Here is a 13,077-nt window from a genome sequence, read left to right as displayed (position 1 = left end):
AGCTTAATCCTCCAGCACTTGACGGACGGCAGCTTCGATACGTTCAACGCCAGGGATCCAGAGTTTTTCGAGAGCAGGGGAGAACGGTACCGGGGTGTGTGGTGGTGTCACCAGAACAACAGGCGCTTTGAGGAAATGGAATGCCTGGGAAGCAATCAACGCTGCGACATCATGAGCAAAGCCAAAACGCGCGGCTGACTCGTCGACAATGACCACGCGGCCGGTAGAAGCCACTGATTCCAGAATACCTTCTTCGTCCAGAGGCGAGATTGTACGTGGATCGACCACCTCCACCGAGATCCCCTCCCTGGCCAGTTTGTCGGCGACCTGGTTTGCTTTATGTACCATTGCCGACAACGCGATGATGGTGACATCCTCACCTTCACGGGTATAGTTGGCGACGCCCAGGGGCAGGGTATAAATCTCGTCCGGTACCTCGCCCTTGAGGTCATAGAGCATTTTATGCTCGCAGAACACCACCGGATCGTCGTCGCGAATCGACTGGATCAGCAGCCCTTTGACATCATAAGGCGTCGATGGCACAACCACCTTGAGCCCCGGTGTGGTAGCAAAAATATTATAGGGTGACTGCGAATGCTGGGCTGCTGCAGAAAAACCAGCACCGATCATGCCCCGCATCACCAGCGGCGCCTTGGCCTTGCCACCAAACATATAGCGAAACTTTGCCGCCTGGTTGTACAGCGCATCATGGCTAACACCGAAAAAATCCATAAACATCAGCTCCGCCACCGGCCGCAGACCCGTTGCAGCGGCGCCGGCAGCCATGCCGACGATCGCCGACTCCGTAATGGGGGTGTCGATCACCCGGTCGGAGCCGAACTGCGTCCACAGCCCTTTAGTGACTCCGAGCACACCTCCAAAGGCCTCTATCCTTGCTTCTTCGGGCGCATTTCCGCCGTGACCGCCGCGCAAGTCTTCACCAATCAGAACGACGCGTTCGTCGTGCTCCATTTCCTGGGCCAGGGCTTCCTTGACCGCTTCTCGATAGGTTTTTATAGGCATTGTTATCACCCTCAGTATGAGACGTAAACGTCTGTAAGCAGGTCTTCCGGAGCCGGATAGGCAGCGGCGCGCGCTTTGAATACAGCATCATCGACAAGTGCTTCAACCGCCGCGTCGATCGCCGCCAGTTCCTCAAGGGAGATGTGTTGTTTGACCCTGGCGGTGAAAATCTTCAGCGGATCATGTTGTTCGCGCAGACGTTGAACTTCGCCCTCAGCGCGGTAAAGCGCCGGATCGCCCTCAAAGTGACCGTGCCAGCGGAAAGCTTTGGCCTCAATCACGCTTGGGCCTCCACCTTCTCGGGCGCGCTTGACGGCCTCTGAGGTGGCATCGTAAACGGCAAAGAAATCTGTGCCATCAACCGTCACTGCCGGTAAACCGAAGCCCGCGGCGCGCCCGGCGATATCACGACCACCGACGGCGTAGTCATGGCCAGTTCCTTCGCCATAACCGTTGTTCTCGAAAATAAAGATGGCAGGGAGTTGCAGCACCACTGCCATGTTGATGGCTTCAAATACCAGGCCCTGATTAGAACCGCCGTCACCGGTAAAAGAGACCCCAACGTTACCGGTCTTGAGGGTTTTGGCCGTCAGAGCAGCGCCGATGGCTAACGGAGGGGCGCCACCCACGATAGCGTTCGCACCCAGCATACCTTTCGACAGATCGGCAATATGCATAGAGCCTCCCTTGCCCCGGCATAATCCGCTGTCCTTACCGAATATTTCAGCCATCATGCCGTGAATATCGCAGCCTTTGGCAATACAGTGGCCATGCCCACGGTGCGTGGACCCAATGAAATCAGCGTTAGTGAGATTTTCGCAGACCCCCACCGCAATGGCTTCCTCACCGGTATAAAGGTGAATGAAGCCCGGAATATCCCCGCTGGTGTTTTCCTGATGCAAACGCTCCTCAAACGTCCGGATTTCGCGCATCTTACGGTAAGCCTGGAGTAAAGCCTGTTTGTTAAGCATCACTTAATTCTCCTCAGTAAAGGTCGTCAGGCGGGGGTTTGACAGGCTGGAAGCCCCTTAACCACGCCGATGCAATGAATCTACGAGTGCGACGAGGAGGTGCGAAGCCACCTTCATGGGGGGGTAGGAGGGGGTTTTCATGCTTGAGGTCAAACTTTATAAATTTTATGTATCTATCGAGAGGGGTGGCTCCATGCCATCCCGGGCTCTGGCGTACAATTGATAAAAAAATAATACGAGTAGATAACTACGGATGAAGCCATCGGATTTGAAAAGTCGCCAGGCAACTTCACTGGTCTCCGGGCCATTGCGGCTGACGAGAGATTTGCCGCTAATCCTGACCAAATTCGTTCCACCACGCTCTTCGATACGGCTGCTACAGCGCTCACGGCTTCTGCTCCTCCTCGATCGCATGCAGCGACGCCGTCTGGGCGTCGTTTGCGCGGGTGCTGGATTTGGCAAAACCACGCTGTTGGCGCAGTGGTATCAGCAAATGATTGCCCAGGGTGAACGCGTTGCCTGGCTTAGCCTCGATGAGGATGATGATGGCGTATGGCAGTTCATTCCTTATCTGCTGCAAGCATTGCGGCCGCTCTATGGCGATTGGGACGCCGACTTTTGGCGCAACATAGAAGAACAGACGCCTTCCAGTTCTCAACAGCTGCTGGCCGGGTTGATTAACCAACTGCATTACTGTCCGCACGACCTGTATCTGATCGTTGATGACTTCCATATGATTAATGATGCTGGTGTATATGAAGCCCTGGGATATTTGCTCAAGCATGCTCCTGCCGCCTTGCACCTGATCATTGGCAGCCGTTTCCACCCCAGTCTCTCTCTGAGCCTGCTTCAGGCACAGGACCAGCTGGTGGAAATCTACGATCGAGACCTGCAATTTACGCTTGAAGAAACCAGAAACTATTTCAGCCAGACGATTGACATACCGCTCAGTAATCAGCATGTACAGCGGCTACTTTCCGCGACAGAGGGGTGGATCGCCGGCATGAAAATCGCTTCGTTATCCCCAGAATTGCTCAATGATCCAGAACATCTGCTGCGCAATATTCGTGGTGGAACCCGCGCTATCGCCCGTTATCTGAAAGAGGTGGTACTTGACCCATTGCCACAGGAAGTTTTTGATTTTCTCGTCAAAACATCGTTTCTTAATCGTTTAAATGCCGGGTTATGTAACGGGGTTACAGAGCGTGATGATAGTGAAGCGATACTGGCATGGATTGAGCGGCACAATCTTTTTTTGTCAGCCCTGGACGAACAAGGCTGCTGGTTTCGCTACCATCCTCTTTTGCAGGAAACCCTGCGAACGATATTGCAGCAGAACAACGATATCAACCTCAAGCACTTACATGAATTAGCCAGTCATTGGTTCGTTGAGCAGAGATTGTGGTCCGAGGCGGTACGCCACGCACTGGCAGCGGGCAAGCCGATCCATAATCCCGGGCAGGATGGCGCGGGCGCGCAGTCGCTGGCGGAAGAAGGGGATATAGATACCCTGGTTTCCTGGATGCATCACTTACCTGCGAGTACTGACCCTTCGCGCATTGACCTGCAAATCAATCTGGCCTGGGCGCTGGCGCACTATTTTCGCTTCGATGAATCGAGGCAGTTACTTGATAATCTTGACCAAATGGTCGTTAATCATCGTGATGATATAACCCCCAACGCCTGGCTCAAATTACGTGTCGTGCGCGCAATTTGCGAAGCTTTTGCCGAGAAAATCCCGGAAAGCCTGGCGATTGTTGAGCCGTTGCTGGCTAAAGTGCCCTGCGGAGACACCTGGGTCGACGGTCTCATATGCAATATTCTGAGCTACTGCCACGTGGTTAACCAGCGCTATAGCGACGCTCTTGAGGTTCAACGGCATATGCCTTGCCCGGAAAGTCCACTAGACAATCTATTTGTCTCGGTTTATCGCGCTTTTATCATCACTCAGTGCCATCTTGGTCAGGGTGACCTGGAGAACGCCTGGGGGCATGCAGAGAATGCATTGCGCCAGGCTGAGCGTTATACCGGCCCTCAGTCGACCAGCGGCGCGACGCTTGCGCCGCTGCTGGCGGAAATGGCTTACGAACGTATGAACCTGGACTCATTAAATACGCTGTTAGCAGACAGACTCGAATTCATCGATCGGTTTGGTCCACCCGACGCCCTGAGTCGCTGCTATACCTACCTTGCGCGCCAGGCCTTGAATGACGATATGCCGCATGAGGCAGAACGGCTGCTGGAACACGCGCAGCGACTAGCGGTGTCTCGAGGATGGCAAAGGCCGCAGGCTTTATTGTTAGCAGAGCAGGCGAGAGTGCGCCTGCAGCGCGCGAATTATCCAGGCGCGGAGCTGCTGCATCGGCAACTCGAACAACTGGCGGCCCGTGCCACAATTGATGCCGAAAACCCCTGTCAACGCGCAATAGCTCAGCATGCCAATGTCAGCCGCAGCCGCCTGCTTCTGGCGTCAGGTCAGGCGCCACAAGCCAGCCTTTTGCTGGGCGAACTCGTGACTGAGCAGGAGCGTCGGGGAGACCGGCTCTCCGCAGCGCGTCTTCGTACGCTATGGTCATTATCATTGTGGAATAGTGGCGAAAACGCGGCGGCCGTGGCTGCATTGCAGCCCGTCCTGCAATTAGCGGCACAACAGCATCTCAAACGTATTTTTCTTGATGCTGGCGATGCATTGCAGCTTCTGCTTGTCCTTGTACGCGAAACTTCGGCAGCCAGCGAAGGGGATGCCCCTTGGCCCGGGAAAGGGAGCCTGTCTGAAGGCAAGCGGATTGAGCATGAAAACCTTGATGTTAACCAGGAGCTCAGTGAGCGAGAGCTGCAGATATTACAGCTCATTGCTGACGGTCAGATGAACAAAGAAATCGCTCGCTCCCTGACTATCTCTACTGAGACGGTGAAATGGCACATCAAGAACATCTACGCCAAGCTCAAAGTCAATAGTCGTACGCAAGCCATGAGTCGGGCTCTGGAAATGAAGTTACTGGATTAATAATGTCAGTGATGCGCAAATATTATCCATAAGTGAATATGTCAATGGCATCTGTTAGCTGACTTTTTACGGGCTGCCCGACGAGGGCTGTCTGATTTTGAGTTCAGGTCTTTAGCATCTCCTGTAGCCTTCACGTACAATAGATTTCACCGGGGGAGGCAGAGCAGGGCAGAATTTACTAAAGCCTACCGGCAGACTCTCTCAGCACAGTAATATCCCTCTTGGGTGATTCCCCAAACATCCGCGTATATTCCCGGCTGAAATGGGATAAGCTTTCGTAGCCGACAGCATAGGCCGCTGTGGTGACATCGTAATGCTCATTCAGCATCAGTCGCCTTGCTTCATTGAGACGCAGCCATTTCTGATAGCGGAGCGGACTCATTCCCGCAAGTTGTCTGAAATGGTGGTGGAAGGAGGGCGTGCTCATTTGCACGCGACTTGCCAGCTCTTCGACACGCAGAGGCGAAGCAATATTGGTCTTTAACCAGTCGATAGCTTTACCGATACGGTAGCCATGGCCGTCGACTGCCGCAATCTGTCTGAGACGATCGGATCGATCGCTCATCAACAGTCGGTAATGTATCTCCCTCTGAATCAGCGGGCCGAGAACGGGAATGGCTTCGGGTTCGTCCAGCAGTGAAAGCAGGCGGCAGAAAGGCTCCAGTAAAACATCAGTCATGGTTCCTATACCGACCCCCGTTCCCGCATCTCGTTTTTTGACTGGCGGCAGGCATCCCTGGGCAATTAATTCCATCAGTACGCGCTGGTCAAGTTTATAGGCGACGCCGACGCAGGGCCGTGATGGCGATGCCTGTAACACTTCCGAACTGGCTGGCAAGTCGAGAGACGTGATCAGGAATTTTTCCGTATTATATTCATAAGCTTCACCGCCAACCCACATGATCTTCGCGCCATCAGCCACCAGGACGATACTCGGAGGAACCAGGCAGCTCACCGGAGGGGCGGGTTCGTTGCGCCGGAAGAGTTCCAGCCCTTCAACCGCGGTGGGAAAATCACCGGTACCGGGCGTGCGCTGAGCAATATCCCGGGAGAGCTTGCCGAGTCGTCTCTCAACCGATTTGTCTGAAATCATTCCATCACGCCTCATATTTGTTAAGTCTGTGCGACGTCGTCAACTTACCCGTTATGAAAAGTGAAATATACGCTTTGGCATCATGTTAATAGGATCAGGCAAATAATGCAGAGTATTTTAATAACAGATTTCATTAGCGACATCCAAAATAGCCATACCGAAATGAGGCGCTGACCACAACCCAACCCGCATCCAATTTGAATGAAGGTATGACTATCATGACGCTAAAAACTTCAACCCGCTTTTTTAATGGCGCACTCCTTGCCGGAGCGCTGGCCATGATTTCCACAGAATCTGCGGTCGCCCAGCCGGCAGCAGGCACAGCAGATTCTTCAGTACGCCTGGTGCAGACGTGGGATAAAACCTTCCCAAGGAGCGACAAAGTGGATCATCAAAAAGTAACTTTTAAAAACCGTTACGGCATTAGGCTGGCCGCAGATGTGTATCTTCCTAAAGATCGCGGAAACAAGAAGCTTGCGGCACTGGTTATTTCCGGGCCCTTTGGCGCGGTAAAAGAGCAGGCCTCAGGTCTTTATGCGCAAACCTTAGCCGAGCGCGGATTTGTGACGCTGGCATTTGATCCGTCTTATACCGGCGAAAGCAGTGGGGAACCGCGCAATATCGCGTCACCCGATATTAATACCGAAGACTTTATGGCAGCCGTCGATTTTATTGGGCTGCAATCTTATGTGGACCGTGAACGTATCGGCGTCATCGGTATCTGTGGTATGGGGGGTATCGCGCTGAACGCTGTTGCCGTGGATAAACGCGTAAAAGCGGTTGTTGCCAGCACCATGTATGATATGAGCCGCGTGATGTCAAAGGGCTATAATGACAGCGTAACGCCGGCGCAACGCGAGCAGGCGCTTGAGAAGATGAGCCTTCAGCGCTGGGACGATGCGGCAAACGGTCAACCGGCTTATCAGCCAGCTTACAATAAACTGAAGGGCGGCGAAGCGCAGTTCCTCGTGGAATACGCGGACTACTATATGACCAAACGCGGATATCATCCACGTGCCGTCAACTCAGGAAACTCATGGTCCGTGACAACGCCGATGTCCTTTATGAATTTCCCGCTGATGACGTATATTAAGGAAATCTCTCCGCGCCCAATCCTGTTTGTTCATGGCGAAAAAGCGCATTCGCTTTATTTCTCTAAAACGGCATATGAAGCGGCAAATCAGCCTAAAGAGCTTCTGATTGTGAAAGATGCCACCCATGTTGATTTATATGATCGCATGGATAAGATTCCGTTTGATAACATCACGGCATTTTTTAATAAATACCTTAATAAATAAATCATAACACCGTTCGATATTCTCCGACGCAGTGTTACCAACTTTATAATAGACGAAATAACGTATAGAAAAGAGGAAAGGTTTATGCTCTGGAACCGCGAGCTTTTAGCAAAAATAGATGCGGCGGACGACCTGAAAATCGCGCCGTACCGTCCCGATATGAATACCACCGGCACGCCAACATGGATTTGGGAAGTGACGGTGGATAACCGACTTTTCGTCCGTGCCTATAGCGGTACCCGTTCAAAATGGTATCAGGCAGCACTGTCTCAACGGGCGGGTAAGATAGTGGCTATCGGACAGGAATTCGACGTACGGTTCGCAAAACCCGCGGACCCGGCTCTTGAAAGTAAAATCGATCGGGCCTACCAGATAAAATATTCCGGCAGCAGCTATGTTTCCGCAATGACGGGAGCTCGCGCCAGAGCGGCTACGGTTGAGATATTACCTTCGTGAATGCCATGCCGCAGAAATACGACATTTTCAGGCGGCACTGCCGCCAGTGATGGCGACAGTTTTATGAGTATGACTACGGCGTGTCATGATTTTTCTTTGAATATCGATGAGAGTTATCAGCGCGATGTAAGCGCACTGAATGCCGGGCTGTTGCGAATAGAGGCGATAGTTCGTTCTCCTTCTGCCAGCGAAGCCGCGTTTGTATGGACAGAGGAAGCCTCCCGGATGAGAGGGTAAGGGTGTTTGACCGCTGATCCGATCACAAATTCGGCCGCTTCATGAGCCGTGATGCTGATAGCCCCATGACCTTCTGCGAAAATTGCCAGCTCACGTTCGAGCAGGGTATTTCCGATCTCCAGTTGCCCGGCGTTAGTTGCCAGCCATGCGATATCATGATCTGCCTGCGGCTGATAAGTCCACTTCTGACCATCTGAAAGCCGCACGTGCAGATAAGTCATTGATGCTGGTGAAGGGACTGGACTGGTCCTGCCATTGTACTGTCCCAGTAAAATACGGGCTGGGCCATCGTGCATAATAGCTTCAGCTTCGAAATAAAGGCTTTCTGCCGATGCCAGTTCCAGTTCAGGCGGTAAAGCCACCCAGAGCTGAAAACCTCGCATGACTTTCCCCGGTAAGGGCTCACCCGCATGCCAGACCCCACTACCTGCTCGCATCCACTCCACAGAACCATCAGACATGGAACCTTGTTTTCCTGTGGTATCCCCGTAAGTCATACCACCTTCAAAGAAGGCCGTAAGGGTTGCAATACCTGAATGTGAATGAGGTATAAAACCGCGGTTATACGGTGGGAAGAACTCAAACAAATCAAGAAAAACGAACGGCTTGATATCATCTCCCAGATCATCCGGGCTCAGTAATCGCGTAATGGGGCCTAATCGATGGCCCTTCGTACGGTAGGCAATGGCGCGATTCACGCCCTGGCTCTCAAGAGAATCGGTCATGATAGATTTTCCTTCAATATACAATTCTGGCTGTGTGCTTTTTTTCACGAAGGGCCGCAGCCACTTCGTGTCCGATAAGTTTGATTGAATGACCCATTGCCTCAGATCCTGCAGTGGCAGCACTCATCTGAAATGACAGCCGGTCAATACCGCCCAATGATGTCGATATTGCCTGTGCTTTGGCTATCACGGTTGGCGGATCGCCAACGAGGTATGCTCCATCAGGGCTACAGGAGGCATCAAATTGCTCACGCGTCACTGGCCCCCAACCGCGCTCTTTGCCCACTTGTGTGAAAGTATGCAGCCAGCCTGGGTAAAACGCGTCCTTTGCTGCTTTCGCGGAGTCAGCCACAAAGCCGGTAACATGTAGCCCCACCCTAAGCTGTTCGCGATGGTAGCCGGCACGAATACCGGCCTGCAGGTAGAGGTCGATTAATGGCCGGAAACGATCGGGTCTGCCCCCGATAAGCGCCACCATCAGCGGCAGACCCGCAGCTCCGGCCCGGATGAAGGAGTGCGGTGTCCCGCCAACACCTACCCAAACCGGCAGCGGATTCTGCATTGGCCGGGGATAGACGCCCTGGCCCGTAAGCGCTGGACGGTAACGGCCTGACCATGTGATGTGTGTTTCCCTGACAAGTTGCTGCAAAAGTTCAAGCTTCTCTGTAAATAGAGCGTCATAGTCATCCCTGGAGTGACCAAATAGCGAATAAGCTTCTGCAAAAGAACCACGACCAACGGTGATTTCGGCACGGCCCTGCGAGAGCAGATCCAGGGTGGAGAAGTCCTGAAACAACCTCACCGGATCAACCGTACTGAGAACCGATACCGCGCTGGTTAGTCTGATTTTTTTCGTTCGTGCGGCGGCCGCCGCAAGAATGACAGCAGGTGACGAATCGGCGAAATCAGTACGATGATGTTCACCGACACCAAACACATCTATACCAGCCTCGTCGGCAAGAGTGATTTCCTCCAGTAATGCCGCAAGACGTTCCGCCGGATTAGGTATACGCCCATTGTTCCTTTCAGGTAAAAGTGAAGCGAAACTGTTTATGCCTATTTCCACATTTAACTCCTTGTGTCGGTTTTTCAACGTAACCCCGGTCACGGGTCAGATAACCGTTGTTTCAACCTCGTTCTTCGCCCTGGCAAGTGCCGTTGCTCTGGCGTCATCTCCCAGAGCAAGACCTTCCGCACGAAAAATGGTGATGTCAGAGAGTCCGATGAAATTAAGCGCAGCGGTAAGCAACGTTTCCTGATGGTCAAGATGGGCGACAGGGCTGGTACCGCTGTAAACGCCACCGCGAGTTGAAGCGATATACACTTTTTTACCTGCTGGAAGCAGACCTTCCGGACCATTCGCGGTGTAGTGGAATGTCCTTCCCGCGACAAGTACACGATCCAGCCATGCCTTGAGTTGGCTCGGAAGCGAAAAGTTGTACATCGGAACGCCAATAATAATGATATCCGCTGAGAACAACTCATCGATGTAGGTGCTGCCCAGAGCGATGTCGTTCGCTAACGATTCTGAAGTCGGTGTATTTCCCTGAAACACAGCCAGATGGGCAGGGCTCAAATGCTGCAATTCATCTGCAACAAGATCGCGTCGCAGAAGTGTGGCTCCAGGGTTTAATTTCACTTCTTTAGCGACGATTTCAGCAGTCAGGCTGCGGCTGACAGAGTTGCTACCCAGGATGCTCGAGTCGATATGCAGAATAGTAGTCATATTAAATCTCCGGTGAGTGGACTATGGTCAACGTAAAAAATAGTGCGCCACCATAATTGCACCTACGAATGCATCTGAACAGCCGTTATAATCTTATGGATACCATCTTGAATTCAGATACATTGGTGAGGGTTTATGCTTGACGGAATATCGCTCGACCAGCTTCGAACATTTGTTGCTGCTGTAGATGAAGGGAGCTTCTCGGCCGCTGCCCGTCGTCTTGGCCGGGCTCAGTCAGCAGCCAGTGAGCTTGTGCGTGGGCTGGAACTGCAATTAGGTGTCACCTTATTCGATCGCTCAGGGCGCTATCCATTGCTGACACCTGCAGGCTCGGCATTGCTTGTCAGCGCGCGAAAAGCCGTTTCTATTGTGGATGCCATGAAATCGCAGGCAAAAGGCATGGCGGCCGGACTGGAACCCGAACTGGCTGTGGTTGTGGATGTCTTTTTTCCCATTGATGCCCTTGCGGGAGTCGCTAAAGAGTTTCGTCAACAGTTCCCGGCAGTACCGCTTCATGTGTACGTAGAAGCTCTTGGCGCTACTTTCCAGCCCGTTCTGGATAGACGAGCCACGGTGGGTATTGTTGGTTTCCTGCCATTGACGCCCCCCGGAATCATCACTGAACCTTTGGTGAATATTCCTTTTGCAATGGTAGCTGCGGCAGAGCACCCACTGGCAGCGTATCCAGGCCCAATCCCGCAGAGTGAACTCGCAAACCATGTTCAGCTGGTACTGACCGATCGTTCTGAACATTCAAAAGGGCGCGATTTTGGCGTAATGTCTCCCAAAACATGGAAACTCGCTGACCTGTTTGCCAAGCGCGCATTCCTGCTTAATGGACTGGGCTGGGGAGGAATGCCTCTCCACACCGTGCAGACCGATCTGGATAGTGGTCGCCTCGTACGTCTGGCCATTGAGGAAGAACCTCAGGGTGGGGTCAGTATGTTGATGTCAGCAGTGTATCGTGTGGATAATCCGCCAGGCCAGGCAGGCCGCTGGCTTATCGACCAAATAATGGCCTGCTCCAGCCACAGGTAGCCATATTACTGGCTGGTACTTCAGCTCAATGGTGGTTCGCGTAATCTTGAAACCACTGGTTCAATATCATCCCCATGATGAAAGCGTATATGAATGACACGAGGGGAGTGTCGGACCTGATTTATGGAAGGGTTAAAAATGTGACAGACGTCCGTCCGCTGGCTGAACGTGGTCTATTCACTATTTATGTGGCCCTTTAATAAACACAAATTCCAGCGCCGTCCGTCGCTGCGCAACTCGGTGATGCTCAGCGGGTGGATGTCGATACGCGCAAATGAGTGAAGCGGGGCGCCGAGAACGTCGACGATCGTGGCGCGGATTGCGGCGGCAGGCGCAATGGCACAGTGGCGACCTCGAATATCGACGTGTTTAGCCAGCCAACTGCCACAGCGCGCCAGCAGCTGAGCACGTGACTCTCCGCCCGGGGGAGCGGCACCCTCCAGCCAGGCCTGGAACGCTTCGGCGTCTTGCATCATCACCTCACGCACTGGCCGACCGGCCCAGATGCCGTAGTCGGGCTCCGCCAGTTCCGTCACTGGCGTACCCTGTAAAGAGAGCGCTGCGGCGGTTTGCCTGGCGGCGGCGTCCGGGGAGAACCAGACGCGGTGATAACGGGCGACACTGCTTTGTAGCTGGCGCGCCCGTTGCCACTCCCGCGCCTCCAGAGGGTCATCACAGGGAAAGTGTGAACCTCTGGAGGCTGCCGTTTCTCCCTGACAAATCAGCGTTAGCGACGCTCTCATGTTGTTAACCGCGCCGGAAGGCCGGGCGATGTTCGCGTGTCGTCGGCGTGCGTTCGGCTAAAGCACCGAAAGCCACGCCGATGACGCCCCAGAGCACCAGATGCGTGCCGAAGGAACTTATGCGGAAACGCCATAGCAGGTCCGCCGGGAAGTGGTCGGAGACTTCATTCACTGTCGGCATCAGGGCACAAACCACGAGCATCAGCGCCACGGCGAACAGCGTTGCCCACATCATCGCATTCCCTCTGCCGAGGCGCGGCGTGAGCTGATGTGATAACCACGCGGCCGCGATGACGATGCCGATAGAAAGCAGCATCATGACGAAATAGAGCCCGGTACGATAGCCGATGGTCTCCGGGTTGCCGACTGCGGGCGGATTGGGCGGGTATTTCAGACCTGGCATCAGGCTCATTGCCAGGAAGCCGGCCAGCGCCAGGCACAACGCCAGCACACGCGGGTCCGATGGCCCAAAGCGCTGGTAGCTAAAGGCCCACGCCAGCGCCAGACCGCCGCCCAGCGCGGCGCCAAACAGCGCCATGCCGGTCATCAGGCCAATCCCGGACTGGGTCTGTCGGCTAAACATCTCTTCTTCTTCGCCGTCTGCTGACGCGCCGTGGTGGTGAGCGTGAGCTGACATGCTTTTTTCCAGGCCAATCGCGCGATCGACCTGCGGCTCGCCGAAATGGTGTGCAAAGGCAAATGCCACCATCCCGGCCAGAACGCCGGCCATCATCCCTTTAAATAACAGTTTGCCAATCAT

12 protein-coding genes are annotated in these 13,077 nt (G+C 53.7%); 4 read left to right on the top strand and 8 right to left on the bottom strand.

Annotated elements, in window-relative coordinates:
* Positions 1 to 3: 3 nt before the first annotated feature.
* Both CDA56_RS27530 and CDA56_RS27525 read right to left on the bottom strand, forming a co-directional pair.
* Entirely contained in the window at positions 4 to 1,023 is a 1,020-nt protein-coding gene (locus CDA56_RS27530) for an alpha-ketoacid dehydrogenase subunit beta (protein WP_014229353.1), read from the bottom strand.
* Positions 1,024 to 1,034: 11 nt separating this feature from the next.
* The gene (locus tag CDA56_RS27525; RefSeq protein WP_162557587.1) at positions 1,035 to 1,994 is read right to left on the bottom strand and encodes a thiamine pyrophosphate-dependent dehydrogenase E1 component subunit alpha; all 960 of its coding nucleotides are present in this window, start codon (positions 1,992 to 1,994) and stop codon (positions 1,035 to 1,037) included.
* Between the two features lie 253 nt (positions 1,995 to 2,247).
* On the opposite strand from CDA56_RS27525, the gene CDA56_RS27520 reads away from it, so the two are divergent.
* Positions 2,248 to 5,001: a winged helix-turn-helix domain-containing protein gene (locus CDA56_RS27520; RefSeq protein WP_064374973.1), complete on the top strand. Its 2,754-nt coding sequence runs from the start codon at positions 2,248 to 2,250 to the stop codon at positions 4,999 to 5,001.
* A 178-nt stretch (positions 5,002 to 5,179) separates the two neighbouring features.
* Here CDA56_RS27520 and CDA56_RS27515 read toward each other — a convergent pair whose 3' ends face one another.
* Positions 5,180 to 6,094: an AraC family transcriptional regulator gene (locus CDA56_RS27515; protein ID WP_047723904.1), complete on the bottom strand. Its 915-nt coding sequence runs from the start codon at positions 6,092 to 6,094 to the stop codon at positions 5,180 to 5,182.
* 209 nt (positions 6,095 to 6,303) lie between these two features.
* Between CDA56_RS27515 and CDA56_RS27510 the strand changes: the two genes are divergently transcribed.
* Positions 6,304 to 7,392, top strand: coding sequence for an alpha/beta hydrolase (locus CDA56_RS27510; RefSeq protein ID WP_165795116.1), 1,089 nt, complete (start codon positions 6,304 to 6,306; stop codon positions 7,390 to 7,392).
* Between the two features lie 84 nt (positions 7,393 to 7,476).
* On the top strand, positions 7,477 to 7,848 hold the full coding sequence (locus CDA56_RS27505) for a DUF2255 family protein (RefSeq protein ID WP_025108357.1): 372 nt from the start codon (positions 7,477 to 7,479) through the stop codon (positions 7,846 to 7,848).
* A 116-nt stretch (positions 7,849 to 7,964) separates the two neighbouring features.
* Here CDA56_RS27505 and CDA56_RS27500 read toward each other — a convergent pair whose 3' ends face one another.
* Genes CDA56_RS27500 through CDA56_RS27490 form a run of 3 tightly spaced genes read right to left on the bottom strand, consistent with a single transcriptional unit; the run spans position 7,965 to position 10,536 of the window.
* On the bottom strand, positions 7,965 to 8,810 hold the full coding sequence (locus CDA56_RS27500) for a pirin family protein (protein WP_025108356.1): 846 nt from the start codon (positions 8,808 to 8,810) through the stop codon (positions 7,965 to 7,967).
* A gap of 13 nt (positions 8,811 to 8,823) precedes the next feature.
* The gene (locus CDA56_RS27495; protein WP_102802877.1) at positions 8,824 to 9,876 is read right to left on the bottom strand and encodes an LLM class flavin-dependent oxidoreductase; all 1,053 of its coding nucleotides are present in this window, start codon (positions 9,874 to 9,876) and stop codon (positions 8,824 to 8,826) included.
* Positions 9,877 to 9,921: 45 nt separating this feature from the next.
* On the bottom strand, positions 9,922 to 10,536 hold the full coding sequence (locus CDA56_RS27490; RefSeq protein WP_025108354.1) for an FMN-dependent NADH-azoreductase: 615 nt from the start codon (positions 10,534 to 10,536) through the stop codon (positions 9,922 to 9,924).
* Between the two features lie 135 nt (positions 10,537 to 10,671).
* Here CDA56_RS27490 and CDA56_RS27485 point away from each other — a divergent pair, with 135 nt between their 5' ends.
* A complete protein-coding gene (locus CDA56_RS27485; RefSeq protein WP_102802878.1) occupies positions 10,672 to 11,574 on the top strand; it encodes a LysR family transcriptional regulator in 903 nt (300 codons plus the stop codon).
* A 173-nt stretch (positions 11,575 to 11,747) separates the two neighbouring features.
* On the opposite strand, the gene CDA56_RS27475 is transcribed toward CDA56_RS27485, so the two are convergent.
* Positions 11,748 to 12,317, bottom strand: a complete 570-nt coding sequence (locus tag CDA56_RS27475; RefSeq protein WP_064378000.1) for a histidine phosphatase family protein — start codon at positions 12,315 to 12,317, stop codon at positions 11,748 to 11,750.
* 4 nt (positions 12,318 to 12,321) lie between these two features.
* Complete coding sequence (locus CDA56_RS27470; RefSeq protein WP_046877571.1) at positions 12,322 to 13,077, bottom strand: CbtA family protein; 756 nt, start codon at positions 13,075 to 13,077, stop codon at positions 12,322 to 12,324.

It is taken from the genome of Klebsiella michiganensis, from assembly GCF_002925905.1.
GTDB lineage: Bacteria > Pseudomonadota > Gammaproteobacteria > Enterobacterales > Enterobacteriaceae > Klebsiella > Klebsiella michiganensis.
This window is presented reverse-complemented; position numbering and strand designations above follow the sequence as displayed.

What these genes read in the sequence shown, in the direction of transcription:
- CDA56_RS27470 (WP_046877571.1), bottom strand. Translation starts at nt 13,077, where the DNA reads ATGATTGGCAAACTGTTATTTAAAGGGATGATGGCCGGCGTTCTGGCC.
- CDA56_RS27490 (WP_025108354.1), bottom strand. Translation starts at nt 10,536, where the DNA reads ATGACTACTATTCTGCATATCGACTCGAGCATCCTGGGTAGCAACTCT.
- CDA56_RS27530 (WP_014229353.1), bottom strand. Translation starts at nt 1,023, where the DNA reads ATGCCTATAAAAACCTATCGAGAAGCGGTCAAGGAAGCCCTGGCCCAG.
- CDA56_RS27525 (WP_162557587.1), bottom strand. Translation starts at nt 1,994, where the DNA reads ATGCTTAACAAACAGGCTTTACTCCAGGCTTACCGTAAGATGCGCGAA.
- CDA56_RS27505 (WP_025108357.1), top strand. Translation starts at nt 7,477, where the DNA reads ATGCTCTGGAACCGCGAGCTTTTAGCAAAAATAGATGCGGCGGACGAC.
- CDA56_RS27515 (WP_047723904.1), bottom strand. Translation starts at nt 6,094, where the DNA reads ATGATTTCAGACAAATCGGTTGAGAGACGACTCGGCAAGCTCTCCCGG.
- CDA56_RS27510 (WP_165795116.1), top strand. Translation starts at nt 6,304, where the DNA reads ATGACTATCATGACGCTAAAAACTTCAACCCGCTTTTTTAATGGCGCA.
- CDA56_RS27485 (WP_102802878.1), top strand. Translation starts at nt 10,672, where the DNA reads ATGCTTGACGGAATATCGCTCGACCAGCTTCGAACATTTGTTGCTGCT.
- CDA56_RS27475 (WP_064378000.1), bottom strand. Translation starts at nt 12,317, where the DNA reads ATGAGAGCGTCGCTAACGCTGATTTGTCAGGGAGAAACGGCAGCCTCC.
- CDA56_RS27520 (WP_064374973.1), top strand. Translation starts at nt 2,248, where the DNA reads ATGAAGCCATCGGATTTGAAAAGTCGCCAGGCAACTTCACTGGTCTCC.
- CDA56_RS27500 (WP_025108356.1), bottom strand. Translation starts at nt 8,810, where the DNA reads ATGACCGATTCTCTTGAGAGCCAGGGCGTGAATCGCGCCATTGCCTAC.